Below are 25,738 nucleotides of genomic sequence, written 5' to 3'. Positions count from 1 at the left end.
CCATCTCGCGCCGCCAAGACAGTGAAAATGATGGATTTCAAACATTCGGCCCTGGCCATACTCTGTCGCGGAGTGGCGAAAGGCATTGACGGATGCGCGAATATCCTGACAACAACTCCGGCAGCGAGCGGTTCACGACAGACCCCGGCCGGGGATATCGGTTGTCCCGCCGGGCCTTGCTCACGGGCAGTACCGCAGTGGGATTCGGCGCCTTGCTGAGCACCGTAGGCGGCGCCGCGCGCGCTGTCGCCACCGACGACGCGGAGGCGGCTCGGGCCGCGATGGATCGCCTGGTACCGCAACTGTCGGGCAAGCTGACTGTGCGCCTGCTGCCGAGCACCGGAACCGACACCTTCCGCATCGAAGGGCGCGACGGTGCGGTCGTGCTGTCGGGCACCTCAACCATCGCATTGCTCAGCGCATTGCGTCACTATCTCGAAAGCACTGGCGTCGGCCATCTTTCGCGCCACGGCGATCGGATTTCGCCGCGGCTCATCGTACCGGGAACCCGGATCGAGATGTCCTCACCATATCCCCTCCGCTACACATACAACATGACCGCCGCCGGTTACCAAACGCCCTACCTGGACTGGAGCCAGTGGGAAAGAGAACTGGACTTTCTGGCGTACAGCGGAATCAATACCGCACTGATGCTGATCGGCCAGGAGATCTGCTGGATCGACGCGTTCACCGCCAGCGGCTACACCCGCGACGAGATCGTCGGCTGGCTTACCGGCCCCGCGCATCTGCCCTGGCAATGGGCGGGCAACTGCGCGAGTATCGGCAGCTACCCAGGCTGGGAATACGCGCAGCGCCGCGCCGAATTGGGCGGCCGGATCCTGGATCGGATGCGCGAACTGGGCATCACCCCGGTGGTGCCCGGTTACAGCGGTATCGTGCCGCCCGGATTCGCCGATCGGAATCCGGGTGCGCAGGTGCTACCCGGCGGGCTCTGGGTCGCCGGTCCCGCCCCCGACCTGGTCGATCCACGGACCGATGGCTATGCCGGGCTCGCGGAACTGTTCTATCGAGCGCAGCGAACTCGGTTCGGACACACACCATTCAAGTACATTCCGATGTTCCACGAGAACGTCACCCTGCCCGAACTCTACGATCCGGCCGCCGCGGCGCGCGGCATCCAGCAGGCACTGGCCCACGACGGCGATGACTGGAAATGGGTGATGGAAGGGTGGCTGAATGCGCCCCTGCAGAGCATCCTCGATGCCGTCCCGGCCGGGCGGGCCCTGGTGGTCGACCTGACGGGCGATGCACATACCGCCCGCCGCGACTACGCGCCGCACGACTGGGTGTGCGGCGCGTTGCAGAACTTCGGCCAGCGCATGCAGCTGTACGGGCCGCTGGCCGAGTACGGGGTCAAATGGACTGCGGCACTGTCGGATCCGAGCCACGGTGCGTTGTGCGGGGTCGGCATCACCTCCGAGGGCACCGACACCAACCCTGTCGTATGGTCCTTCCTCACCGGCATGTTCTGGCGACAATCACGACCGGACGTCTCCGCGTGGCTGCGCGATTTCGTCACCGCACGCTACGGCGCCGAAGATGCCGACGCGCTGGCTGCCTGGCGCATTCTGCTGGACACCGCGTACAGCCATGGCAGCCTACCGAAATATCAGGGCGGGGCCGGATCACTGCTCACCGCACCGCCCGACCTGGATGCCCGAGTCGCCGGCTCGACCGCGCCACCGGATCTGGTCTACGCACCGGGAGCGCTCGAGCCCGCCGTCACCGCGCTACTCGCCGCCGCCGACCGGCTGCGGGCTGTCGATCCGTACCGCTACGACCTGATCGACGTGACCCGGCAGATGATCGCCGATCGCGCCAGAATCCTTCTCCCCCATATAAAAGCGGCCTTCGGGGCCAGGGATGCGAACCGATTCCGGCAGCAGTCCCAGGAATTCCTCGCTTTGTTCGACATTCAGGACCGCGTGGCGGCCACCCGACCGGAATTCCTGCTCGGCCGGTGGATTTCGGCGGCGATCGCCGCCGGGACCGACGACGCCGAACGCGGCGCACTCGAGCAGGACGCCCGGCTGGTGCTGACCACCTGGGCCAATAGATGGCAGGTCGGACTACTCGACTACGCCAACCGCGAATGGTCCGGCCTGCTCACCGCCTACTACAAGCCCCGCTGGGAGCACTATTTCGAACAGCTCGAAAGAGTAGTGCCGCTGGGCCTTTCGCTCCCTGCCGTCCCAGACGACCTCGCACCGCTCGGTATCGGCGCACAGGCCGAAGACTGGTATGCCTACGGCGAACGGTTCTGGCGGAGTACAACGCGCTTCGCCGATTCCCCGACCGGCGACAGCGTCTCCGCCGCCGCCGCGGCCGCCCGAATCCTCGGCCTGCCCACAAGCTGAAATCGCCGCAGCGCTAGAGCACCCCGTTGTCCCAGACCTGCCCGGCCTCCTCCCGGACCACGTTGTTGACGATGTTGAACATCGTCCCGCCGGCCAGCCAGAGGATCAGCGCCGCGCGCTGCCGCTCGTCGTAATGGCGCGACAGCGTGTCCCAGAGTTCGTCGGAGACCAGGTCACCGCCGCTGTGCGCCATTTCCGTGACCGCCTCGGCGAACGCCAGTGCGGCACGTTCGGCGTCGTCGAAAAACGGCGAATCCCGCCATGCCGCGACGGTGGCGAGCTGATCCTCAGTGATGCCTTCCTTCCTCGCCAAGTTCACCTCGGCCCACAGGCAGGCGGAACCACGATTGATCTGACTGGCCCGCATCGCAGCGATCGCCAAAGTCGACAGGGGCATGCCGCTTTCGGAGACGGCCTTTTCCAGCGCCACCGGAATCGCACCCGCCTCGGGCAGCAGGTAGTAAGGGTTCGTCATACGCAAGGTCATCGGATTCGGTCTCCTCGCACTCGGTTGGTAGCGACCGTGTTCCGATCGCTACCGACACTGACGTGGCGCGGCGGCGAAAGGTAACGACGCCGCCGATCGAACCCGGCACCTACTTGCGTGGCACGCCGATCTGTTTGACGAGGGTGCGCACATCGGTCAACAACTGCGGCGACTGGCTGCAGTCATCGGTGCTCACCTCTTTTGTCGTCGCATCGGCATACGCCACGACCACGCGATAGGAGAACTGATCACGGCAGCCACTCTCCACCGAGTACGTCTCCTTCAGCGCCCGAAACTGCTGACTACCAACCATTCCGAACAGTTCCTCGCGCCGCTGATCCGCAACCCCCCGATCAACGACAAAACTCTCGACAACCCCGGCAAACCCACCACTCTGCTCGAGCTCGACACTCGAAACCGCCGATGTCGCATCACCAGTGGGCTTTTCCGACGAGGCCTCCCCCTTCGTCACCGCCCCACACCCCGTCGCCCCGACGAGGAACACGACCACCCCGACCGAAAAGGTCGCCATGGTCGCCCGACTGCGGTGGAACCGAGGTCTCCACATACCCCTCACTCTACCTACCGCCGCGCGGCATGACCCGTGATCGCCCACGAATCACGTTGCGGGACAGCTCCCATGCACCCCTCCGGCCACGCGGAGGTTTCCATGTCGACGCCGAGATTTCGTAGGTGCGGCTGACCGGATACACCGTCGCGCAGCCGCCGCAGGTTGCGCTCGATCCGCGGCTGCCATGACTCCAGGTTCGACCTGGTCAGGCGCCTCCGCTTCGAGCGGCCGGGATCCTCCTATTTGCCTCCCTCATCCCGGTCGTCCTCAGCCGAGTCCGGCGACGCTCAGGGGGCGATGCGTTGCATGTACTCGCAGACCAATGTGACTGTCTCGTACATGATTTGGGAGGCGCCCGCCTTCATGGCCGAGATGTCCACCTTTGCGGGCCAGGCTCGCTCCAGCCAATACTTGGCGACCGCCTTGCCGTCGGTGTTGTACATGATGAGCGAACAACTTCGCCTGGCCGCCTTCATGTTTCCGCTGCGCACGGATTCATGCCACGCCCAGAGCTCCATGCTCCCGTTCATCCCCCGCTTCAGGACGACCTGCGGCGGTTTGAGCCTGCCGGGAAGCTGGTTGTAACGCACCTCCTTGTCGCTACCCTCCAGGTAGGCGAAGGGCTCTACTTCGGCGACGATCCCCTGCAGATCGGAGAACGAGGCGATCTCGTGACCGTCGACGACGATGGAGAACCGGGCCGCCGGAATGGCGTCAGCGGGCATGGTCATGGGGGCACCCCTCGAGCACGAGACAAGCATCGACAACACCAAGCCTCCCACCTCCCACGCCCGCGAACCCGGAAAACTATTTCTTGATCTTGTTGCGCCGCAGTGCGATTCGATGAAGTGTCAGACACCGCGCCGCTAGCGGACCAGGGGGAGGAAAATCGTGTCGACGATCTCCTCGATCACCTCGGGCGCGACCGGCCGCTGCGTCATCATCGCCTCGCCGCGAAGCAGGTCGAAGGGGAGGGCCGCGATTCGCGGGGTGAGTTTGGCCGGATCGAGTTCGCCGCGTTCGATGGCGCGCCGCATGATCTCGTCGCGGCCGGAGCGGCGTCCGGCGAGGATCAGCTCGCGCAGCTCGGCGAAACCGGTATCGGTCTCGGCGAAGTAGCCGGCGAGCAGCAGGCCGAGCTGGGCGAGGAACGGCCCGCGCTTCTCGCTCAATTCGGTGAGGGTGGCGATCAGATCACCGCGCAGGGAACCGGTGTCGGGCGGGGTGATCGGCTGAACGGCGTTGCGGTGCACGACGGCGGCCTCGACCAGCTTGCGCTTGTCCGCCCAGCGCCGATAGAGCACCGGTTTGCTGGTGCCCGCGCGCTGGGCGACGGAGTCGACCGTCAGGTTCGCGTAGCCACGCTCACTCAACTCGTCCCAGGTCGCTTCGAGGATCGCCGCCTCGAGCGCTTCGCCGCGCCGCCGTCCCACAACACTCCTTAGATCCTTTGACGTTTCTTATCGCGCACCCTACTCTGGCCGATAAGAAACTAAAACGTATCTTAAGGGAGTTCGTGTGAGCACCGGATTGCATACGAGATGGAACGGGCGGCTCATCGGCCTGGTCGCCGTCCTGGTCATGGTGAACTTCGTGGTCGACGAGGCGATCACCGCGCCGCTGCTCGTCCTGCCTGACATGCTCGACCACTTCGGTACCGACCAGGCGGCGTGGCTCAACGCCACCGCGATGCTGGCGGGCGTGATGTGGGCGCCCCTGCTCGGCAAGAGCGCCGACATCTACGGCAAGCGCAGGGTGCTCGTGGTTACGTTGCTCCTCAGCTGCGCGGGCGCCCTCGTATGCGCCATGGCTCCCAGCATCTGGGTATTCGTGCCGGGACGCATGCTGCAGGGAGCGGCGCTGGCCGCCGTATTCCTTTCCGTCGCAATCGTTCGCGCCGTCTGCGCGCCACGCATCGCGATGGTGATCGTCGGCATCGTGACCTCCGGCTCCGCGGTGCTCAATATCGCGTCGCGCTTCCTCATCGAGAAGCTGGCAGTGGAGTTCGGTTTCCAGATCCTGTTCCTCATAGCGGCTTTCGTCGCGGTCGCGATGGCGATCTGCGTACGCAACGTCATTCCCGAATCCCCGATCACCACACCGGGCGCCATCGACGTCGGCGGTGCGCTCCTGCTCGGTGGCGGCCTCGGCGGGATGCTCGGCTACATCAGCCTGGGCTCGGATCTCGGCTGGCTCGCCGTCGGCCCGCTGGCCCTCCTCGGCGGTGGCGTCGCGGCATCCGCCCGCTGGTTCCTGGTCTCGAGCCGAAAGCCCGATTCCCTGATCGACGTCAGGGATCTCGGTGGACCACTGGTGCTCACGCTCCTCGTCGTCTTCCTCGCGGCCGGCTCCTACCAGAGCATGCTTCAGCTCATCCCGCTCATCGGTGACGTCTCGACGGCTCAGCACCTCGGATACGGACTGGCCGACCAGGGATCGGTGGCACTGTTGCTCGCGGCGCCCAGCCTCGGTGTCATGCTCGGCGGGCCGGTGGCCGGATGGCTGGCCGCACGCATCGGACCGGCCTCGACATTGGCCGGGGCGGTCATGCTCGGCACGGTGGTCACCATGGGGATGTTCCTCGGTGTCGCCCAGCTCCCCGCCGCGCTCTGCTTCGCGTTCCTGCTCGGTGTCACGGTGGGCGCGCTCGGGACATCCGGTTTCCTCGTGGCGGGCGGCTTCGCCTCCGCCGAACGGCAGGGCATCGTGTCCAGCCTGGTCATGGTCATGGTCTCGATCGGGGCGGTGGTGTTGAACTTCGTCGGCGCCGCGGTGCTCGAATCGACCGCGGTGGTCGTCGACGGCGAGCAGGTGAACTCGGCCACGGGCGTATTCAGCTGTGTCGCAATCGCTTCCGTCGCGTTCGCGGTCGCGACGGTGCTGGCCATCGCGCTCGTTCGACGTACCCGCCTCGACTCATCGTCGCTCGCGGCGTGATGAATCTCTTTCTCGAACTTGGGAGTTCACGAATGAATACCAGAACCGTCCTGATTTCCGGCGCGAGCATCGCCGGTCCCGCCGCGGCGTTCTGGCTGCACCGGCACGGATTCGCGGTCACGGTGGTGGAGAAGTCCAGCGGGGTACGAGACGGTGGCTACCCGATCGACGTACGCGGCACCGCGGTGGAGGTGGCGCGCCGAATGGGCATTCTGCCGCGGCTGCGGCAGGCGCATATCGCGTCGCGCCGGTTGACGTTCCTCGATGCGAATGGCATTGCGGCGGCGGTGGTTCACCCGCAGGCGGTGTCCGGTGGGGTCGAAGGACGCGACGTCGAGGTGCGTCGCGGGGATTTGACCGAAGCGCTCTACGGGGCCGTCCGTGCCGACGTCGAGTTCATATTCGACGACTCCATCGATACGCTCACCCAACACGAGCACGCTGTCGACGTCGCCTTCCGCGGCGGCGCCCAGCGCAGCTTCGACCTGGTCCTGGGTGCGGACGGATTGCACTCGCGCACAAGAGAACTCGCCTTCGGCCCGGAGCAGCACTTCCACCACCATCTGGGGTACTGCTTCGCGATCTTCACCATGCCCAACACCTTCGGGCTCGCCCACGAGGTACTGCTCTGGAACACTCCGGGGCGGGCGGCGGCGCTCTACGCGGTCGGCGACAGCAAAGAGCTCCACGCATTCCTCACCTTCGCCCACCCCGAGCTCCCCGCCGAAATCCTGCGCGACCCCGAGGCACAACGCGACCTCGTCGCCACCACCTTCGCCGGCGACGGATGGGAAATCCCTGCCATGGTCACCGCTATGCGCCACTCGAACGACCTGTTCTTCGACACCGTCGGCCAGATCCGCATGCCCCGCTGGTCCAGCGGCCGCATCGCGCTCCTCGGCGACGCCGCCTACGCCCCGTCGTTCCTCACCGGCCAGGGCTCCAGCCTCGCCCTCGCCGGCGCCTACATGCTCGCCGACGCACTGGCCACCCACCCCGACCACACCACTGCCTTCGCCGCCTACGAACACCACACCCGCCCCTTCGTCGAACTGAACCAGGCCCAGGTCGCCACCGGCGAAGCGACCTTGTTCCCCACCACCGCCGAAGCCCTCGAAACCCGCAACACCAACCTCCGCAACCTCTCCTCCACAACCTCCGCCCGCCCGGCACACACCGCCCTCACCCTGCCTCCCGCGCGATGAACGAGTCGGCCGCATAACGCACAAAGATCCCCAGGTCATCGACCTGGGGATCGTTGAGCAGAACTGGGCCTTGCTCAGTGCACGACGTCGTAAATCAGTTTGGTGACACCGTTGGCGTAGGACGCAGATTCGCGCAGCCGCAGGTTCTGCTTGTCGCGGTCCGCATGGCTGAACAACCCCTTGCCCGCACCGAGCAGCACCGGGAAGACGAGCAGGTTGTAGCGGTCGATCAGGTCGGCGTCGGCCAGGTTGCGGGCCAGTTCGGCGCTGCCGTGGATGAAGATGGCGCCGCCGTCGGTGTCCTTCAGCGCGGCGATGTCTTCGATCGACCGCAGAATCGTGGTCGGGCCCCACCCGTCGACCATGTCATCGTCGGAGATGCTGGTCGAAACGACATACTTCGGGAGGTCCTGGTACGCGGCGTGGTCCTCGGACTCACGCCAGAACGGGGCGAACGCCTCGTAGCTGCGTCGGCCGAACAGCAGAGCCGTGTGGTCGGCGAGCTCCTCGGCCTTGAGCGAGTAGGCCTCGGGGACGAATTCGGTTTCCATCACCCAGCCGCCACTGCGGTGGCCCTCGGCCTTACCGCCCGGCGAATCGACCACGCCGTCGAGCGACATGAAGCCCGTATAGACCAATTCGCGTGTCACATCTTCCTCCTGATCTTCCACCCTCCCCGGCCGGTACGACCGGGGAAATCAACAGTCCGGCAACCACTTCCGGCCGTGCACGGTCGGCTCGGCAAACGGGTCACGCGGCGTCGAGGGCTGCGGCGATCTTACGGGCCATCGCCGCCACCGCCGGGCTCGGCGCGCCCTTGACCTGAGCGGTCGCGTCGACGGCGACCAGCACGGTGTCACGGAAGTTGGCGGCCTCGGCCGGGTCCTGCTCGCCGAGCAGGGTGATCGCGGCGGTCAGCGCGGGCAAGACCTGATCAGCCAGCTCGGCGACATTCTTGCCGTCCAAGTGGATGTCACGGGCCCGAGCGGAGAGCACGTGCCCGACCGCACCGGTCGCCGAGGTCAGAGCGATCGAGCCCTGGCTGCTGCCCTTGTGCGGCGCACCAGCGGCGGACAGCAGAGCGAGCGCACCGTAGGCGGCGGTGCGGATGGTGCTGTTGTCCTGGTCGGTCAGGGTGATGGACATTGTTGTCTCCTTCGAATCTCCGGCGATCTCAACCGGTTCCGTGTCGGTCCCGGTGTTTTGTTCGATGGACACACTTTGACCAGGCCGACTGATAGCGACCTGACAGCGACCTGACACATCAACTGACATGGAACACAGCAGGTTGCGACTCAGCGACCGCCCGTTTTCGACGACCACAACGGCTTGCCATCTGCCGTGTAGACGACGACGTTGCCGTCGTTCTGCACCGCCAGGATCGAGCCGTTGGGGTTCGTGCCGGTCGACCAGACCGATTCGCCCGCCGCGTTGTAGATGACGAAGTTGCCGTCCCGCTGCATGATGGCGACCACGCTGCCGCGGCCGTTGGTCGCGGTGCCCCAGATGGGGTTGCCGGACTGCGAGAGCACGAGATTGCCGTCATTCTGCAGGGCGAGCGTGAAGCGGCCGTCGCACGAGGAGAGCGACTGACCGGGGGCGAAGCCCTCGTCGGCACGCACGACCCCGCAGCCTGCGGGTGCGGTGACGGGGACGCGCAGGATCGGCGGCTCGGAGATACCGAGCACGTACCCGAGCTTCGCGTTCTGGAACTCCGGCTGGAGCGTGCTCGAGGCCGACGACTCGACCTGGAAGCCGCCCGGCGCCGACGGAAAACCGCCGCAGCCGAAGCCGGGAGCACCGACATGCCGCGCCTGGTCGACGTTGTCGGTGACGGTCCAGTTCCTGACACCGTTGACGGCGTAGCCGTAGCCGATGTTCAAGCCCCGCAGCGTATTACCCGTCACGGTGGCGCCGTAGTTGATCTCGCTCGCGCAGTTCCAGATGGCGGGGCCCATCGCGATGCCGACCTTGATGAAGTGGCTCTTGCCGTCGATCACGTTGTTCCTGACCACGGTCCCGGTGTAGTTGCCGCCCACCGGAGCGAAGTCGACCATGTTGATGCCGCCGAGCAGCTGGCGGGAGACGGCGACGATGGTGTTGTTCTGGATCGTGGAGCCGGGGGCGCCGAAAACGACGATGGCGCCGTCGGTGGCGTCGGTGATGGTGTTGCCCTGGACGAGGCTGGATCCGCAGGCAAGCGAGATACCGTCGGCCCAGGTCCCGTCGGCCTGGCCCGACGGCCCGATCTGGTTGTCGACGATGGTCGCCCGCTGGCACTGGGGCACGTCATCGGTGACGGCGCCCTCGAAGATGTGCAGCGACGACCAGCTCCGTGGCTCGCGTGCGGCGATCTCCCGCACGGTCTGATCCGTGCCCGCGCCACCCATCACGATGAGCGCCTCACCCTTCAAACTTCCCAGTACAGGCCGGTTTCCGTCGACCTGCACGTTGCGCAGCACGGCGCCGCTCTGTCCGGCGCCGTTGACCGCCGTCGTCTGCTTGCTGCCGTTGACGAGCAGCACCGCCCGGGTCTGATCGGTCGGATTGCCCTGTGTCGACACCTCCTGGTCGGGCGCCGTGAACATGACCGGGGCGGCGAGGGTGAACACGGCATTGGGACACAGCACGGCCTTGGCGCCGCTGCCGGTCAGCGCGGCATTGATGTCCGCCTCCGTACCCGACGCGATACACCCGGTCGCGGCCGTCGCCCCCACCGCACTGAGCCCTACCATCGCCGCTGCGACAACTACCGAACTCATGATCGCCGCGCCCAGCTTCCGGTGAACCGGCCTTCTCTTCTGTGCGCCTGCGACACGGTCGTTGGGATCCGGATCGCTTGTCGACAGCGCGGATTTGAACAGCATGAATGCCTCCAGAATGGGGAATTGGGGAGTAGCGAGTGGCGTGCGCCCTCCCCTGTCACCGATCCCGCGTCACGAATAACGTCGTGAACGAGCGAAGCCCCGATCCTGCGCGGATCGGGGCTTCGCTGGGGCTATCGCCGAAGTTGTTGGAGGAGAATGGATTCCCGTGAATTCGGGATGAGGGCGCAACTATATCGCTGCGAGAACTATCACCTAAGCTCCCATGATCTGTCAACCACGCGCCACTACGAAGGCGACGCGGTGTTCAGTGAACGGTCCTGGGCCCGGCATCACGTACGCCGCCGACACCATGGTGGTCGAAGACGGCCTCGATCGGGTCGAGACGTTCGCCGCGGGATCCGAAACCGGCTGAGTACGCACGCGACCGGCGAGCTCGCGGCGTCCAGCCCTGCCACTACGCGATCTTCGCCGTTCCGGAATGCGATCAGGCCGCATCCAGCACACTGAATATAGGCAGGTAAATACTCTTTTCGATCACATGGCAAGCAAGCGGCAACCTATCCTTCCGGAGGTCGATATGGTCAACATCTTGCTCGTTCACGGCGCCATCGCCGACGGATCGTCCTGGTCCGCGGTCATCCCGGCACTGCAAAACGCCGGACACCACGTCGTGGCCGCCCAGCAGCCGCTGTCGTCCATACCCGACGATGTCACCAAGGTGCGCCAGGCGCTCGCCATTCTCGACGGGCCCACCGTCGTGGTCGGACACTCCTTCGGCGGCTGCGTCATCACCAACGCCGCCCACGGTGCGCGCAACGTCAAATCACTGGTCTACGTGGCGGCTTTCGCACCCGACGAAGGAGAAACCGTGGCCCAGCACGGCGCCCAGTTCCCCGAACCGCCCTCGGCCGCGTTCTTCTCCGTCGACCCCCAGGGGCGGGTGACCTTGCCGCAGGACAAGTTCGTCGAATACTTCGCCCCCGATGTGGATCCGGTGCAGGCGCGCATCATGGCCGCCGTCCAAGGCCCCAGTGACGCAGCACGTTTCGAGTTCGTCTCCGGCGCCCCCGCCTGGCGCGAGTTCCCCTCCTGGTACATCGTCGCAGGCAACGATCAAATCATCAGCCCCCAACTGGAAGCATGGCTCGCCGACCGAATGGGCGCCAAGACCACCCATGTCGAAGGTTCCAGCCACTCGGTAATGGTCTCCCACCCCGACATCGTCACCCAGGTCATCCTCGAAGCCGCCGCCTGACCACCCGTCATCCTCAGCGGCCCACCACAGCCAGCACCCTCGAACAACCAGACCCGAAACGCAAAAGATCCCGTGTTCGGATTCGAACACGGGATCTTCGGTGGAGCTAAGGGGACTCGAACCCCTGACCCCCACACTGCCAGTGTGGTGCGCTACCAGCTGCGCCATAGCCCCTGGTGATCTGCGCTTCGGGGTGTTTCCCTCGCGCCTCAAGAAAGTTACACCAATGGCGTGTCGGCAACCAAATCGCCTGGATTCGGGGGTGGTGCGGGGGAAGCGAGGGACGTAGACTCGAACACATGTTCGATGGAAGCGATCTCTCGGCTATGGACTTTCAGGCCATGAGCGATGAGGGGCTGATCGACGCCCTTCGGACGGCACATGGGGCGGCCGCGGTCGCGCAGGCGGCGGAGGTGTTCGCGGCGCGGGAGCTGTATCGACGGCATCGCGCGGACAGCGCCGAGCCGGGGCCGGGCGGGGTGCGGGCCGGTGAATTCGCCGCGACGGAGGCGGCGGTGGCGCTGCACGCCGACGAGGCGACGGCCGGTGCGCTGATCGATATAGGTATGGCGCTGGAGGATTCGTTGCCGCGCACCAGGGCCGCGTTCGCCGCGGGCCGGATCGATCTCGCCAAAGTGCGGGTGATCATCGACAACACTCGATCGGTTGCCAGGGATGTGCTGGACGATGTCGAACCGCGTCTGGTCGAAGCGGCGGGCCGGACGAATCCGGTGCGGCTGCGGCAAGCGGCGCGGCGATGGGTGGCTCGGCTGGATCCCGGTGGCGCGCAGCGGCGCAGGGAGCGCCGCCAGGATGATCGCGACGTGCGGATCAGGGCGGTACAGGACAGCATGGCCGTCTTCGATGGACTGCTACCCGCACCGGGCGCGCAGACGGTGGCGATGCGGCTGCGGGAGATGAGCCTGCAGGTGTGCGCGAAGGACCCGCGGACCATGCCGCAGCGCCGCGCCGACGCGTTGGTGGCGCTGGCCGACGGATCCGGGCATCTGCGCTGCCGCTGCGGGCGCGGTGCACGGTGTCCGAAGTCGGATATGCCGATCGAGGCGCCGCGCAGGCCGCTGATCCAGATCGGCATCCCGGCCGACACGCTCCTCGGTATGCAGGAAGCGCCCGCGTTCCTCGCCGGTTACGGGCCGATCGATGCGGCACTCGCTCGCATTCTCGCCGAACACGCACGCTTCCAAGTCATTCCGGAACGCTCGGACGCCGACGAGGTCGCCGAATCCGACGCGGCGGCACACTGGCAGCCGTCGCCGCGGCTGGACCGCGAAGTGCGCGCGGTGGACGGCATGTGCCGATTCCCCGGGTGTGTCATGCCCGCCGCCGAATCGGCACTGGATCGCACGGAACTGCTTCCGGCGCACCGCAATACGGCACGCACTAACCTCGCCGTACTGTGCTCGCGCCACCACCGCCTGAAAACGTTGGCGGACAACGCGAAACACCCCTGGCGAGTATGGCGCGCCGATACGGACCGACTCCAATGGACCGCACCGACAGGCGACGTCTACACCACCGTCCGCGAGGGCGCGCGATACCTGTTCCCGCACACCGACATCGAAGCGCCGACACCGCCCTACGCCGGACTACACCGCACCGAATCCCCGCCAGGCGATACGTCGTACTCCCCCGACCGCCCCACCGCCGAAGACCTCCTCTACCCGCTCAACGGATACGTCGTCGTACACGGTCAACTCCGTCAGATCGCCCAGGACAACGAAATCCCCGAGGACGAGCCAACTCCCGCACACAACGCCGCCCGCTGACCAGGCGCACACGGACCACACCATGCGGTACGACGAGGCACGAAACCGATCGCCCACTACGCAAGGATCGACCGGCCGGGTGATCCATCCACAACATCTACCCACCGGACCGATCGCCGTGGACCCCAGGTCCTGGCGCCGGCGGACCATCCACTGACCAATCACATGCTCGACAACGGCGGTACCGAATCTGGGAGTCGGACCGAACCGGTCGAGCGGGCCGGGCCGTCGACGGTGGAAGCGACGGCCCGGTCCCCCATTCACTTGGTGAGCGAAACCACCCACTCGGAGTCGTTGACGTCGATCTTGGTGTCGCCGTCGTAGACCGCGGGTGTCGCCGCCTTGTCACCGAGCTTGGCGGTCAGCGCGTCCATGGCGGTCTTGGCGTTGATCTTCGCGGCGGCGACCTTGGTGCCCGCGGTGACGCACTGGATCACCGGCTCCGTGGCGCCCGCCTCGCGGGCGATCGCGCCGAGTTCGTCGTTGCTCAGATCACCGCCGCCTTCCTTCGGCTGCTTGCTGGTGAACAGCAGCTCGTGGAACTTGGAGTACACCGGCCCCGAACCCGCTTCGGCGACACACTCGTTCGCCGCGATCGCCCTCGTGGAGTAGTTCTTGCTGCCCGACTTCGGATCCAAGAAGTTCACCAGGTGATAGCGGACTGCCAACTTCCCCTCGTCGATCTTCTGCGCGATCTCCTGCCCGTAGGTCCGCTCCATCGACCCACACCCCGGGCAGATCGGATCCTCGTACACATCGATCGTCTTCGCCGCATCCGCCTTCCCCAGCGTGATCGTCCCATCCGGCGCCAACACCGAGTGCACCCCCGGATCCCGTACCGGCCCATACCCGTCGTTGCGAATGGCAACCCCGTCCCGCCCCCACTTCAACGCCAGCACCACAATCCCCGCAATCAACACCAGGGCCACCGCCCCCAACGCATACGTGGTCCGGTTGGACATCGGACGAGGCGTGTAATTCGACCGCGTTTCGCTCACCCCAACACTCTGCCCGACCACTCCCACCGCCCCTCCCCCGGCGCGCCGCACCGTGCTGTACGGCGAGTGCAGCAACACCCTTCGACGGTGCGCGTCGGCGCGGCTACGGGCTGGTGATCGGCAACCTTGTTACGGTGCCGACGGATGCGATTGTCCTGAGGTTGGTCCCACTACGACGCGAGGGCGAGGCAATGACGCAGTCATCCGATGGGTTCGGCACGCCCGATGGCGGCAAGAACGGCAAATGGGCAGCGATGGCTGTGGCGGTGGCGATCCTCGCAGCCCTGACGGTCGTGACCGTCGTGCTGACCCGCTCGGATAGAAACTCCGGCGACGAGAAGCCGGCGACGTCGACGACCGCGCCGCCGACGACCACCGCGACGACTACCTCCGCTCGACCGGCAGCACCCGTCCCCGGCACCCCGCGCCCGACCGGCCAGCCGGTTCCGCCACCACCGCGCACCACCGCGCCGAAACCTCCACCGGAACCCGGCCCACGTCAGGGCGCCCCGTGCCAGTACCCGGGCGGCGGACCAGCACACTGGGACTGGACCGGCGCCAAATGGGTCTGTGTCCCCAACGAATCGCCCGACCAGCCCAGGCAGGGCGAACCGTGCCCGTATCCGGGTGGCCGACCAGCATATTGGAACTGGACCGGCGCCAAATGGGTCTGCGTCCCCGACGAGGACGACACAACCCCCACCCTGCCCCCCGAACCCTCGGTATTGCCCGAGCCCGAGGTACTACCGGGCGGCTGACCCTATCGAGCGCAGTCGAATGGTGGCCCGGCACGCCGTCGAGCACGACCATCTGACTGCGCTCGGCGCACCGCGCTACTTGCGCACCGGTGCGTCGGTGGCAGGGTTGGCGGGTTGGGGGATGCGGACCGGATTGGGGCCCGGCGGCTCAGCGGCGGCGTCCTCGGGGATATCGAGGACGGCGGCTCGGCGGTGCAGTGGTTCGGGAACTACTGCCCAGACAACAGCGGCGACGGCCAATAGCGCACCGGTTACGGCTAGGGCGAGCCCGTACGAAATCTGTTGGGCGAGGGCGCCTACGGCGACCGGGCCGATGACGGTGCCCAGGTCGGCGGACATTTGGAAACCGGCGAGCACCGGGCCGCCGCGGGCTTTGGGCCCGATGATGTCGGCCACCGCGGCCTGCTGGGTCGGGGTGAACATGCCGGAACCGAGACCCGCGACGAACGACGTGCCGAGCAACCACGGCAGGCTCGGTGCGATGCCGAGCCCGGCCGTGCCGACAGCGCAGATGAGCGATCCGGCGACGAGGAAAGGTTTGCGGCCCAAGCGGTCCGATAGTCGGCCTGCGGTGAACAGCACGGTCATATTGCCCGCCGCGAAGACGGTCAGCGCGACACCCGCCATTCCAGACGGCTGCCCGAGCACTTCGACAACGAGCAACGGCACCAATGCCATCCGCACACCGAAGACCGCCGCACCGTTGGCGAAGTTGGAGAGGAGCACCGCGCGGTATTCGGGTCGGGCCAACCCTTCCTTGAAGGTCATCAACCGCAGCCCGCCGACCGGTTCCGGTGCGGCCAGTGTCGAATTGCGCAGGCTCACATAGACGATCGCGCAGGCGACGAGCAGCGCCACCGCGTAGATCAGGAACGGCGCGCGCAGCCCGAGCCCGGAGAGCGCACCGCCGACCATCGGCCCGCTGACCGAGCCGATCAGGAAGCTCGACGACCACAACCCCGACACCCGCCCGCGCTGCTCGGGCGGTGACATCCGAATCACCAGTGCCAGCGAGGACACGGTGAACATGGTCGACCCGATACCGCCGGCCGACCGCAACACCAGCAGCTGCCAATAGCTTTGGGCGAACGCGCTGGCGCCCGTAGACACCGCGACGATGAGCAGCCCGCCCAGGTACACCCACCGCTCGCCCAGCTTCTGCACCAGCCGCCCGCTCATCGGCGCGAACAGCAACCGCATCAACGCGAATGCCGACACGATGGCCGAGGCGGCCGCGACACCGACGCCGAAGCTGCGCGCGTACTGCGGCAGCACCGGCGATACCAGCCCGAATCCGATCGCGATGACGAAGGCGGCCCCGACCAGCACCCAGATCTCGGTGGGCAGGGCCTGGGCTCTACCCGCCGATCTACTCCGCACCGTTGAGCGCCTGTCCCACCAACTCCTGCGCGGCCGCCTGCACCTGTGCGAGGTGTTCGGCGCCCTGGAACGATTCCGCGTAGATCTTGTACTTGTCCTCGGTGCCCGAGGGCCGCGCCGCGAACCAGGCGTTCTCCGTGGTCACCTTGAGCCCGCCGAGCGGCGCGCCGTTGCCGCGCGCCCTGGTGAGCACCGCGGTGATGGGTTCGCCCGCGACCTCCTGTGTGCTGATCATGTCCGGAGTCAACTTCGCCAGCAGCTCTTTCTGTTCCGTGCTGGCGGGCGCGTCGATGCGCGCGTAGGCCGGGCTGCCGTAGCGGCGCTCCAATTCGACGTAGCGCGCCGACGGGCTCTGACCCGTCACTGCGGCGATCTCACCGGCGAGGAGTGCGAGCAGGATGCCGTCCTTGTCGGTGGTCCACACGGTGCCGTCGTGCCGGAGGAACGACGCGCCCGCGCTCTCCTCACCGCCGAAAGCCAGGCTGCCGCTGAACAATCCGGGCACGAACCATTTGAATCCAACCGGCACCTCGTGCACGTCACGGCCGAGCACCCCGACCACCCGGTCGACCATCGAGGAGGTCACCACCGTCTTGCCGATCTTGGTGAGCGCGTCCCAGCCCATCCGGTTGGCCACCAGGTATTCGATGGCGACCGCGAGGAAGTGGTTCGGGTTCATCAGCCCGCCGTCGGGAGTGACGATGCCGTGCCGATCCGCGTCGGCGTCGTTGCCGGTGGAGATGTCGTAGTCGTCCTTGATCGCGACCAGCGAGGCCATCGCGTAGCGCGAGGACGGGTCCATCCGGATCTTGCCGTCGCTGTCGAGGGTCATGAATCGCCAGGTCGGGTCGACGAACGGGTTGACGACCTCGAGCTCGAGGTCGTAGCGCTGCCCGATCTCCTCCCAGTAGTCGACGCTCGCCCCGCCCATCGGGTCGGCGCCGAGCCGGATGCCCGCACCGCGAATCGCGTCCAGGTGCAGCACATTCGGCAGGTCGCCGATGTAGTGGTCGAGGTAGTCGTAGCGTTCGACGTTGTGGTCGAGCGCATGCCGCAGCGTGGTGCGCTTGACCCCGGCGAGCCCGGTCCGCAGCAACTCGTTGGCGCGGTCGGCGATGGCGTCGGTGGCGACGGTATCGGCGGGGCCGCCGTGCGGCGGGTTGTATTTGAAGCCGCCGTCGCGCGGCGGATTGTGCGACGGGGTGACGACGATGCCGTCGGCCTGGTGCCTGGTGCCGCCCCGATTGTGGCGCAGCACAGCATGACTCAGCGCGGGCGTGGGGGTGTAGCGGTCGCGCGCGTCGATGATCGCGGTGACGTCGTTGGCGGCGAGCACCTCGAGCGCGGTGGTCCACGCCGGCTCGGACAGCGCGTGCGTATCGCGGGCCAGGTACACCGGCCCGTCGATGCCACGGGTGGCCCGGTATTCGACGATCGCCTGGGTGATGGCCAGGATGTGCGCCTCGTTGAACGCGCTGTCCAGGCTGGAGCCGCGGTGGCCCGAGGTGCCGAACGCTACGAGCTGCGCGGGATCCGCCGGATCGGGGATGCGGCTGTAGTAGGCGGTCACCAGGTGCGCGATGTCCTCGAGGTCGGTCGGTCGCGCGGGACGCCCGGCTCGATCATGGGCCATGCTCGGGTCTCCCTTCCGTATCGGCTGCGCCCGGCTCGTCATCAGGATCATGTCCACAACCACTCGGTTGCGGACGCGGCGGCGTACACCGCGGTCAGGCTGGCCACGACACTGATCAACACGTTGCCCGCGGCATAGGCGTAGGCGCCGTCGGCTACGAGCCGGATGGTCTCGTAGCCGAACGTGCTGAACGTGGTCAGCGCACCGCAGAAGCCGGTACCCGCGAGCGCAAGCAGCCAGCTGTGTGCGCCCGCGCCGATCAAACCGCCGAGCAGTGCTGAACCGACAATGTTAACGGTCAAAGTGCCGAGTGGCAGCAGGGATTCGAAACGTGTGGCCACCGTCCGGTCGATCAGGTACCTGGCCGGTGCGCCGAGCATGCCGCCGAGGATGACCAGCGCCGCCGTCATCGGGCGGCCCCGTGCCATACCTCGACCGGGGATAGGGAGACATTGACGGTGGTGAACAGTTCCGCGTTCTGCTCGACGAACGCGCGCAGCCGCTCCGGCTCGTCGACGACCATCACCAGCGCGGGCAGATGTTCGGCCAGATCGAGGATGCGGCTGGTGTGGATGCGCGAGGAGGCGCCGAAGCCCTCGACGCCGCGCCACACGCTCGCGCCGACCAGGCCCGCGTCCCTGGCTCGCCCCACGATCTCGTGATAGAGCGGGCCGTGGCGCCACTTGTCGTCCTCGTCGAGCAGCACGGTGAGCCGGGCCGCCGCCTGCCACTGTCCGGTCGCTTCGTTCATCGCCTGACCCCCTTCCGTCGCGCCGCTCACGTTGTCCGTCGTGTCGTACCAGTTGTCCATCGCGTCATGCCCATACCGAGCACGACCGCCCCCAGTGACGCAAGCACCGTCCCCCCGAGATACTCCGACGCCTCGATCGCGGCACCCGATTCGAGCAGTGTACGAACCTCGACGCTGTAGGTGGAAAAAGTGGTGAAGCCGCCGAGCACACCGACGCCGAGAAACGGGCGTAGCAGTCTGTGGGCTACCCATACGTCGGTGATCAGAACCATCAGTATCCCGATTGCGAAGCATCCCATGACATTTACCACGAACGTCGACCAGGGGATGCGGTGCGGTTGCGCGGGCCACCAGGCGCCGATCGTGTAACGCAGGACGGCACCGAGCCCGCCGCCCAATGAGATGACAAGCAGCACCGCGGGTTCGACGGCGGCGGTGTGAGATCTCCGAACCACCTGACCTCCTGCCGACCTGGATGCGACCGCCGCAATGGTATCGGTGTACCGCCCGGTCTGTTCGGTTGGGCGCACCGCGCTTGATGATGAACAGCCTCGTTCATTGACATGCGGCCGTCGACCACGTACGAATTCACTGAAGGTTTGCCGAAGTGCCATCACCCCTCACAGACCTAGCTCGGGAGCGACGATGGCGGCACGACGAGCTCTACCGAACGCGCACCGGGATCCGGCGTCAGCTCGCCGACCCGGGCGCCAGCAATCTCTTGGCAGCTGGCGGCGACTTGCCGCGATAGCGCTGTCGGTCGCCGCGGCCGCCCTGGCCTACGCGCCACCGGCCACCGCGACGCCGATCTATCCGATCGCGGATCCGGATCCGTTCTACTGGGCGCCGGGCGACGTGGGCAATTTCGCGCCGGGCGATGTCATCCGCAGCAGGCCGATGCCGACGGGCGCGTACGCGGGCGCGACGGCGTGGCAGCTGCTGTACCGGTCGAGCAATTCGGCGAACCAGCCGATCGCCGCCGTCACCACCGTGCTGATTCCGGCGGGCGGCGGCCTCAATCGGCCGATCGTGTCCTACCAGCCGTTCGTCAACTCGCTCGGCATGCAGTGCGCACCCTCGCACAGCCTGTTCAACGGCACCATGCAGGAGGCGCCCGCGCTGAACCTGCTGCTCGCCCGCGGCTGGGCCGTCGCCGTCCCCGACCATCTCGGCCCGACCAGCGCCTACGGCGCGGCACGGCTCGGCGGCAGGCTGACCCTCGACGGCATCCGCGCCGTAAAGCGTTTCCCCCCAGCCGATCTCGCGGGTAGCCCGGTCGGCTTGGTCGGCTACTCGGGCGGCGGCATGGCCACCGGATTCGCGGCGGCGCTCGCCCCGGAGTACGCGCCCGAGCTGCCGATCGTCGGCGTCGCCCAGGGCGGCGTGCCGGTGAACATCGGCAAGCTGGCCCGCGACGTCGGCCTGCAGCCGAGCCCGCTGTTCGGCCTCGGCTTCGCGGCGGGCATCGGGCTCGAGCGCGAGTACCCGGCCGAGCTGCCGATGGAGCGGATCCTCAATCCGGCGGGCTGGGCGCTGCGCGATCAGGTCGCCAACGCCTGCACCCAGGAGATCATCAACGCGGGCGCCAACAAGGGCTTCAACGATGTCTTCTACGGCAACATGTTCGACGCGGACGCGACGACCATCCGCATCCTGCACGAGAACAGCCTGGAGACCTTCCCCGGCGTGCCGCGCGTGCCGGTCTACGAGTGGCACGGCACCAACGACCAGGTCGATCCATGGCTGGCACGCGAGGTGATGGGCCGCTACTGCGCGTCGGGCACGCCGGTGCTGCTCGATCTGATCCCCGGCGCCGATCACGGCTCCGCGATCTTCCAGGGCGCGCCGCGGGCATACGGCTACCTGTCCGACCGGTTCGCCGGTATCCCCGCGCCGAGCAACTGCTGACGGACAGCAGAGTTCCAGACAGAACGACAGCGACCCGCGGCAATGCCGCGGGTCGCTGTCGTTCGTACCGAATATCAGTGCGCGAGAACCGGTTCGCCTTCCGACGGCACCGGAACCGCATTCGGCATCAGCACACCGACCAGCACGGCGCCGACCACGAAGATCGCCGTGGCCCACCAGAAGCTGGTGGTGTAGCTCTCGATGAACGACTGCGCCACCGCGGCCGGGCCCGGCTGATGGCTCGACAGGTAGTCCGACGCCGCCGAGGCGGCGATGGTGCTGAGCAGTGCCGTACCGATCGAGCCGCCGACCTGCTGGCTGGTGTTGATCGTCGCCGAGGCCACGCCCGCGTCCTCGTGGTGCACCCCGGCGGTCGCGCCCTGGAACGCGGTCGACATGGCGCCACCGAGGCCGAGGCCGAGCAGGATGAGCGCGGGCAGGATATGCGTCGCGTAGCCGGTGTCCAGGCCGATCTGGGTCAGCCAGGCCATACCCGCCGCGGCGACCAGGAAGCCACCGGCCACCACGATCTTCGGGCCCACCTTCGGCAGCAGCAGCGAGGGCACCGTGGTCGAGGAGAGGACCATGCCCGCGACCATCGGCAGGAATGCCACGCCGGTGATGATCGGCGAGTAGCCCAGCGTCAGCTGCATGTAGTAGGTGAGGAACAGGAAGATCGCGAACATTCCGATGCCCATGACGAACACGGTCAGGAACGACGCGCCGCGGGTGCGGTCGAGCACGACGCGCAGCGGCAGCAGCGGATGTGCCACGCGGGTTTCGATCCAGACGAACGCCGCGAGCAGTACCGCGCCGCCGATCAGGAAGGCCAGCGTCCAGGTGTTGGTCCAGCCGTGCGATTCCGCGCGGGAGAAGCCGTAGACGATGCCGAACAGCGCCGCGGTCACCACGACGGTGCCGGGGATGTCCAGCTTCGGCCGCTCGGTCGTCACGTGCTTGGCCAGCAGCAGCACCGCGCCGACCAGCGCGACCGCGGCGAAGCCGAGATTCACGAACATCACCCAGCGCCAGGAGGCCCACTCGGTGAGCGCGCCGCCGAGCAGCAGCCCGATCGCACCGCCCGCACCGGCGACCGCACCGAAGATGCCGAAGGCCTTGGCCCGTTCGGACGGCTCGGTGAATGTCACGGTGAGCAGGGATAGCGCCGCAGGCGCGAGCAGCGCGCCGAACACACCCTGGCCGACGCGGGCCGCGACCAGCATCTCGAAGCTGGTGGCCGCACCGCCGATGGCCGAGGCGGCGGCGAAGCCGACCAGGCCGACGATGAAGGTGGTCCGCCTGCCGAACAGGTCGCTCAGGCGGCCGCCGAGCAGCAGGAGGCTGCCGAACGCGAGGGCGTAGCCGGTCACGACCCACTGACGGTTGCCGTCGCTGAAGCCGAGATCCTGCTGCGCCGCGGGCAGCGCGATATTCACCACGGTCGCGTCGAGCACGACCATCAACTGTGCGACGCCGAGGACGGCGAGCACCCACCAGCGCAGAGCGTGTGATCCGCGGCGCCCCGCGGCGGACTTCTCGGGGGCGGGCGCCCCACGGTTGATCGTGGTAGTCATATGTCCCCTTTGTCTCAAGCCTTGATCCGGAGATCGCCTCTCCGCTTACCGTGAAAGCTACCACCATAACGGAGATATCGCCTCCGCTTAATCCCGATACTTGCTACCCTGTGGGTGTGAATCACGCCACGGCACCGTCTCCACCCCGACGTCTGCGAGCTGATGCCGCGCGCAACCAGCAGCGCATCATCGCCGCGGCCCGCCAGCTGTTCGCCGATCACGGACTCGAGATCACCCTGGACGACGTGGCCGAACGCGCGGGAGTCGGCGTCGGCACGGTCTACCGGCGCTTCGCCAACAAGAAGGAACTGATCATCGAGGTTTTCGAGCAGAACCTCGCGGAGTTCGCCGATATGGCCGATCAGGCCTATCAGCACCCCGATCCCTGGCAGGGACTCGTCGAATTCTTCGAGTACGCCTGCCGGTACCTTGCCACCAACCGCGGCTTCAGCGAGGTAATGCTCGAGCTCGAGGACGATATGGAGCGGTTCACCATGGTCCGCGAGCGGATCAAGCCGCGCGTCGCCAGCATCGTCGAGCGCGCACAGGAGGCGGGCACCGTAGCCCCCGGCATCGAAGCCTCCGACTTCTTCGCGCTGATCCACATGGTCGACGGCATCGCCGATTTCGCGCGGACCGCGAATCCGGACGTCTGGCAGCGCTACGTGGCGATCATCCTCAACGGCGTGCGCGCCGACTCGACACCGCGGCGCCCGCTACTGGTCCCGCCGCTGACCGACGACGAGGTCGAACGGGCCAAGGCCGCCGTCTGCCAGGGGCGTAAGCGATAAGACACACCCGCCAGAGGTAGCGCAGGTCACATCCGATCCCCTACAGTTGGTCACATGACCAACTCGTGGGTGAACTGGGCCGGCGATCAAACCTGCGCGCCGGCGACCATCGCCACCCCGCGCAGCGTGGACGAGGTGGCCGAGATACTCGGCAACGCCGCCACGAGCGGCAGGCCCGTCCGCGTGGCGGGCGCGGGCCACTCCTTCACCGAGGCCGTGCTCACCGACGGCGTGCTGCTCGATCTGTCGAACCTGAACCGCATCCTCGACGTCGACAAGTCCACCGGGCGGGTGCGGGTCCAGGCCGGCATCACCCTCAACGCCGCGAGCAACGCGCTGCACCCGCTCGACCTCGCCTTCCCCAATCTCGGCGATATCGACGTACAGACCGTCGCGGGCGCGACGGCGACCGGCACCCACGGCACCGGCTCGCGGCTGCAAAACCTTTCCGCCGCACTGCATTCCATCGAGTTGATGCTGGCCGACGGCAGCCGGGTCGAGCTGAACGCCGAGACCGATCCCGACGGCTGGCGCGCGGCGAGGGTCAGCATCGGCGCGCTCGGCGTCATCACCGCCGCGACAGTGCAGTTGGTGCCCTCCTTCGTATTGGAGGGCATCGAGCGTCCCATTCCGGTGGACGATCTGCTCGCCGACCTGGACTCCTACGTCGACGACAACGAGCACTTCGAGTTCTACATGTTCGCGCACAGCCCGCTGGCGATGACCAAGCGCAACAACAGGACCGAACTGCCCGAACAGCCGCGCGGCAAGGCCGTCGACTGGTTCGCCGACATCCTGATGTCCAACTACACCTTCGACGCGCTCTGCCGCCTCGGCCGCCGCCAGCCGCGCATGGTGCCGTGGATCCACCGCGGCGCCGCGTACGCGGGCAGTTACCGCCGCCAGGTCGACCGCTCCTACCGAGTGTTCGCCTCCCCCCGGCTGATTCGCTTCACCGAGATGGAGTACGCCATCCCGCGCGCGCATTCCGTCGATGCCATTCGCGAAATCAAAGAGCTCGGTACGCGATTCGATACGCCGATGCCGATCGAGGTGCGCTGGGTCGCCCCCGACGACGCGTTCCTCTCCCCCGCGGGCGGGCGCGACACCTGCTACATCGCCGTGCACCAGTACCGCGGCATGGACTTCGAGCCGTACTTCCGCGCCTGCGAAGCGGTCTTCGACAAATACGACGGCCGCCCGCACTGGGGCAAGCGCCACTTCCAGACCGCGGAAACCCTGCGCGACCGCTACCCCGACTGGCACCGCTTCGCCGAGGTCCGCCGCCGCTTCGACCCCAAGGGCACCTTCACCAACGACTACATCGATCGCGTCCTCGGCCCGATCTAGCGCCTTGTTCGGTCTCGCACGAAGCGATGAGAGAATGCTAGCCTAATACTCTCACGCTTCGAGCTTGGTCGATCAAAGGAGATCGCGATGACCGCGTCCGCTGTAGTCGAGTCCACCGGCACGCGCAGGCTGCCGCCTCGGCGTCCGATCGAACCGGGGACGCGGATGTGGGACGAAGCCGGCCTGGTCACCTTCTCGCTGACCGGAGGGGCCGCCTTTCTGTTGCAGACGATGGAGCCGACCATCGCCGCGGTGGTCGACGCGCACTCCACGTTCCGCACCGATCCGGTCGGGCGCGCGGTGCGCAGCATCGGGTCGGTGATGATGTGGGTGTACGGCGGCGAGGAGGCGCTCGCCGAGGCCGATCGGCTGCGCGCGATGCACGCCTCGCTCAACACCACCGACGCGCACGGCGTACGGCACACCGCGCTGTCGTCGGCGCCGTGGGCCTGGGTGCTGCATACCGGCACCTTCGCCTTCACCGAGAACGCGAAGTACTTCAGCCGCCGCCCGCTCACCTCGGCCGAGAAGGAGGCGTACTACCAGGAGACCGTGCAGCTGATGCGCAATTTCTCGGTGGCGCCCAAGGAGATTCCGGAGAACTTCGCCGCATTCGAGAAGTTCTTCGCCGAGGTGCTGGAGCACCGGCTCGTAGCGACCGGCACCGCCCGCGACTTCCTGAAAGTGAGCCGATCGATCGCCCCGCCCAAGCAACTGCCGCGGGTGCTCGCGCCGGTCTGGCGGCGCGCGGTCGCGCCGATCGGCAGCCTGCAGCACTTCGTCACCGTCGGCACCACCCCCGAGGTCGCCCGCCGCAAGCTCGGCCTCGAGTGGACCGAGGCAGACGAGCGCAAGCTGCGCGCCATCGGCTGGCTGATCGCACGCCTGGTGCCGCTGCTGCCGGAACGCCTGCGCTACTTCCCGATCGCGTACGAGGCGCGCAAGCTCGAACGCGATCGCGCCCGGCTGCGCAAGGTGATCGATCTGCGCCCGATCTAGCCGGCGAACGAGCACACCGCGAGCGGTGGGGGGCGGGGGGGGCCCCCCCCCCCCCCCCGGCCCCCCCGGTAGGGGGGGGGGCGAACCCAAAGCGCCGGGCGGGGCCCAGTATCACCGATGGGGGGGTGACGGGCGAGGCGGCGGGCCG

The 25,738-nt window shown here is 67.3% G+C and carries 24 protein-coding genes and 1 tRNA gene; 10 read left to right on the top strand and 15 right to left on the bottom strand.

Annotated elements, in window-relative coordinates; all coding sequences use genetic code 11:
- The first annotated feature begins 92 nt into the window (after positions 1-92).
- On the top strand, positions 93-2,378 hold the full coding sequence (locus ACIG5A_RS34810; protein WP_397248082.1) for an alpha-N-acetylglucosaminidase TIM-barrel domain-containing protein: 2,286 nt from the start codon (positions 93-95) through the stop codon (positions 2,376-2,378).
- 13 nt (positions 2,379-2,391) lie between these two features.
- Here the strand turns inward: ACIG5A_RS34810 and ACIG5A_RS34805 are convergent, their stop codons facing one another.
- From ACIG5A_RS34805 to ACIG5A_RS34790, 4 genes are all read right to left on the bottom strand, one after another.
- Complete coding sequence (locus ACIG5A_RS34805; protein ID WP_397248080.1) at positions 2,392-2,865, bottom strand: carboxymuconolactone decarboxylase family protein; 474 nt, start codon at positions 2,863-2,865, stop codon at positions 2,392-2,394.
- A gap of 109 nt (positions 2,866-2,974) precedes the next feature.
- Complete coding sequence (locus tag ACIG5A_RS34800; protein ID WP_397248078.1) at positions 2,975-3,337, bottom strand: protealysin inhibitor emfourin; 363 nt, start codon at positions 3,335-3,337, stop codon at positions 2,975-2,977.
- Positions 3,338-3,723: 386 nt separating this feature from the next.
- Positions 3,724-4,167, bottom strand: a complete 444-nt coding sequence (locus ACIG5A_RS34795; RefSeq protein ID WP_397248076.1) for a phage tail protein — start codon at positions 4,165-4,167, stop codon at positions 3,724-3,726.
- A 135-nt stretch (positions 4,168-4,302) separates the two neighbouring features.
- Positions 4,303-4,869: a TetR/AcrR family transcriptional regulator gene (locus ACIG5A_RS34790; RefSeq protein WP_397248074.1), complete on the bottom strand. Its 567-nt coding sequence runs from the start codon at positions 4,867-4,869 to the stop codon at positions 4,303-4,305.
- A gap of 85 nt (positions 4,870-4,954) precedes the next feature.
- Between ACIG5A_RS34790 and ACIG5A_RS34785 the strand changes: the two genes are divergently transcribed.
- Positions 4,955-6,373 carry an MFS transporter gene (locus ACIG5A_RS34785; RefSeq protein ID WP_397248072.1) on the top strand — a complete coding sequence of 473 codons (1,419 nt, stop codon included), beginning with the start codon at positions 4,955-4,957 and terminating at the stop codon, positions 6,371-6,373.
- Between the two features lie 32 nt (positions 6,374-6,405).
- A complete protein-coding gene (locus ACIG5A_RS34780) occupies positions 6,406-7,578 on the top strand; it encodes an FAD-dependent monooxygenase (protein ID WP_397248070.1) in 1,173 nt (390 codons plus the stop codon).
- Between the two features lie 74 nt (positions 7,579-7,652).
- Here ACIG5A_RS34780 and ACIG5A_RS34775 read toward each other — a convergent pair whose 3' ends face one another.
- From ACIG5A_RS34775 to ACIG5A_RS34765, 3 genes are all read right to left on the bottom strand, one after another.
- Positions 7,653-8,228 carry a dihydrofolate reductase family protein gene (locus ACIG5A_RS34775; RefSeq protein WP_397248068.1) on the bottom strand — a complete coding sequence of 192 codons (576 nt, stop codon included), beginning with the start codon at positions 8,226-8,228 and terminating at the stop codon, positions 7,653-7,655.
- 100 nt (positions 8,229-8,328) lie between these two features.
- Complete coding sequence (locus ACIG5A_RS34770) at positions 8,329-8,724, bottom strand: hypothetical protein (protein ID WP_397248066.1); 396 nt, start codon at positions 8,722-8,724, stop codon at positions 8,329-8,331.
- Between the two features lie 149 nt (positions 8,725-8,873).
- On the bottom strand, positions 8,874-10,340 hold the full coding sequence (locus tag ACIG5A_RS34765) for a right-handed parallel beta-helix repeat-containing protein (RefSeq protein ID WP_397248064.1): 1,467 nt from the start codon (positions 10,338-10,340) through the stop codon (positions 8,874-8,876).
- A 643-nt stretch (positions 10,341-10,983) separates the two neighbouring features.
- Here ACIG5A_RS34765 and ACIG5A_RS34760 point away from each other — a divergent pair.
- Positions 10,984-11,661, top strand: a complete 678-nt coding sequence (locus tag ACIG5A_RS34760; protein WP_397248062.1) for an alpha/beta fold hydrolase — start codon at positions 10,984-10,986, stop codon at positions 11,659-11,661.
- 101 nt (positions 11,662-11,762) lie between these two features.
- On the opposite strand, the gene ACIG5A_RS34755 is transcribed toward ACIG5A_RS34760, so the two are convergent.
- Positions 11,763-11,835 (bottom strand) — tRNA-Ala (locus ACIG5A_RS34755).
- Positions 11,836-11,960: 125 nt separating this feature from the next.
- On the opposite strand from ACIG5A_RS34755, the gene ACIG5A_RS34750 reads away from it, so the two are divergent.
- Positions 11,961-13,448, top strand: a complete 1,488-nt coding sequence (locus tag ACIG5A_RS34750) for a DUF222 domain-containing protein (RefSeq protein ID WP_397248060.1) — start codon at positions 11,961-11,963, stop codon at positions 13,446-13,448.
- Positions 13,449-13,708: 260 nt separating this feature from the next.
- Here the strand turns inward: ACIG5A_RS34750 and ACIG5A_RS34745 are convergent, their stop codons facing one another.
- Positions 13,709-14,410 carry a DsbA family protein gene (locus ACIG5A_RS34745; protein ID WP_397248058.1) on the bottom strand — a complete coding sequence of 234 codons (702 nt, stop codon included), beginning with the start codon at positions 14,408-14,410 and terminating at the stop codon, positions 13,709-13,711.
- Between the two features lie 227 nt (positions 14,411-14,637).
- Here ACIG5A_RS34745 and ACIG5A_RS34740 point away from each other — a divergent pair, with 227 nt between their 5' ends.
- On the top strand, positions 14,638-15,204 hold the full coding sequence (locus tag ACIG5A_RS34740; RefSeq protein ID WP_397248056.1) for a hypothetical protein: 567 nt from the start codon (positions 14,638-14,640) through the stop codon (positions 15,202-15,204).
- Between the two features lie 75 nt (positions 15,205-15,279).
- On the opposite strand, the gene ACIG5A_RS34735 is transcribed toward ACIG5A_RS34740, so the two are convergent.
- The 5 genes from ACIG5A_RS34735 to crcB (ACIG5A_RS34715) are packed head-to-tail and all read right to left on the bottom strand — an operon-like array spanning position 15,280 to position 19,423.
- The gene (locus ACIG5A_RS34735; RefSeq protein ID WP_397248054.1) at positions 15,280-16,584 is read right to left on the bottom strand and encodes an MFS transporter; all 1,305 of its coding nucleotides are present in this window, start codon (positions 16,582-16,584) and stop codon (positions 15,280-15,282) included.
- Positions 16,574-18,217, bottom strand: a complete 1,644-nt coding sequence (gene pgm, locus ACIG5A_RS34730) for a phosphoglucomutase (alpha-D-glucose-1,6-bisphosphate-dependent) (RefSeq protein ID WP_397248052.1) — start codon at positions 18,215-18,217, stop codon at positions 16,574-16,576. Before pgm ends, ACIG5A_RS34735 begins: the two co-directional genes overlap by 11 nt.
- Positions 18,218-18,264: 47 nt before the next feature.
- Positions 18,265-18,627, bottom strand: a complete 363-nt coding sequence (crcB, locus tag ACIG5A_RS34725; RefSeq protein ID WP_397248050.1) for a fluoride efflux transporter CrcB — start codon at positions 18,625-18,627, stop codon at positions 18,265-18,267.
- Entirely contained in the window at positions 18,624-18,968 is a 345-nt protein-coding gene (locus ACIG5A_RS34720; RefSeq protein ID WP_397248048.1) for a DUF190 domain-containing protein, read from the bottom strand. The genes crcB (ACIG5A_RS34725) and ACIG5A_RS34720 overlap by 4 nt, the downstream gene beginning before the upstream one ends.
- A gap of 26 nt (positions 18,969-18,994) precedes the next feature.
- Entirely contained in the window at positions 18,995-19,423 is a 429-nt protein-coding gene (crcB, locus tag ACIG5A_RS34715) for a fluoride efflux transporter CrcB (RefSeq protein ID WP_397248046.1), read from the bottom strand.
- 190 nt (positions 19,424-19,613) lie between these two features.
- Between crcB (ACIG5A_RS34715) and ACIG5A_RS34710 the strand changes: the two genes are divergently transcribed.
- Positions 19,614-20,876, top strand: coding sequence for a lipase family protein (locus tag ACIG5A_RS34710; protein ID WP_397248044.1), 1,263 nt, complete (start codon positions 19,614-19,616; stop codon positions 20,874-20,876).
- A gap of 74 nt (positions 20,877-20,950) precedes the next feature.
- Here the strand turns inward: ACIG5A_RS34710 and ACIG5A_RS34705 are convergent, their stop codons facing one another.
- Positions 20,951-22,450, bottom strand: a complete 1,500-nt coding sequence (locus ACIG5A_RS34705; protein WP_397248042.1) for an MFS transporter — start codon at positions 22,448-22,450, stop codon at positions 20,951-20,953.
- A 116-nt stretch (positions 22,451-22,566) separates the two neighbouring features.
- Between ACIG5A_RS34705 and ACIG5A_RS34700 the strand changes: the two genes are divergently transcribed.
- The 3 genes from ACIG5A_RS34700 (at position 22,567) to ACIG5A_RS34690 (ending at position 25,590) form a co-directional block, all read left to right on the top strand.
- Positions 22,567-23,241: a TetR/AcrR family transcriptional regulator gene (locus ACIG5A_RS34700; RefSeq protein WP_397248040.1), complete on the top strand. Its 675-nt coding sequence runs from the start codon at positions 22,567-22,569 to the stop codon at positions 23,239-23,241.
- 54 nt (positions 23,242-23,295) lie between these two features.
- On the top strand, positions 23,296-24,591 hold the full coding sequence (locus tag ACIG5A_RS34695) for a D-arabinono-1,4-lactone oxidase (RefSeq protein WP_397248038.1): 1,296 nt from the start codon (positions 23,296-23,298) through the stop codon (positions 24,589-24,591).
- A gap of 87 nt (positions 24,592-24,678) precedes the next feature.
- Complete coding sequence (locus ACIG5A_RS34690; protein ID WP_397248036.1) at positions 24,679-25,590, top strand: oxygenase MpaB family protein; 912 nt, start codon at positions 24,679-24,681, stop codon at positions 25,588-25,590.
- The last annotated feature ends 148 nt before the right edge of the window (positions 25,591-25,738 follow it).

Source organism: Nocardia sp. NPDC052566, from assembly GCF_044547285.1.
Classification (GTDB): Bacteria; Actinomycetota; Actinomycetes; order Mycobacteriales; family Mycobacteriaceae; genus Nocardia.
Note: the sequence above shows the minus strand (reverse complement) of the source record. Positions and strands in the feature narration are given on the sequence as shown.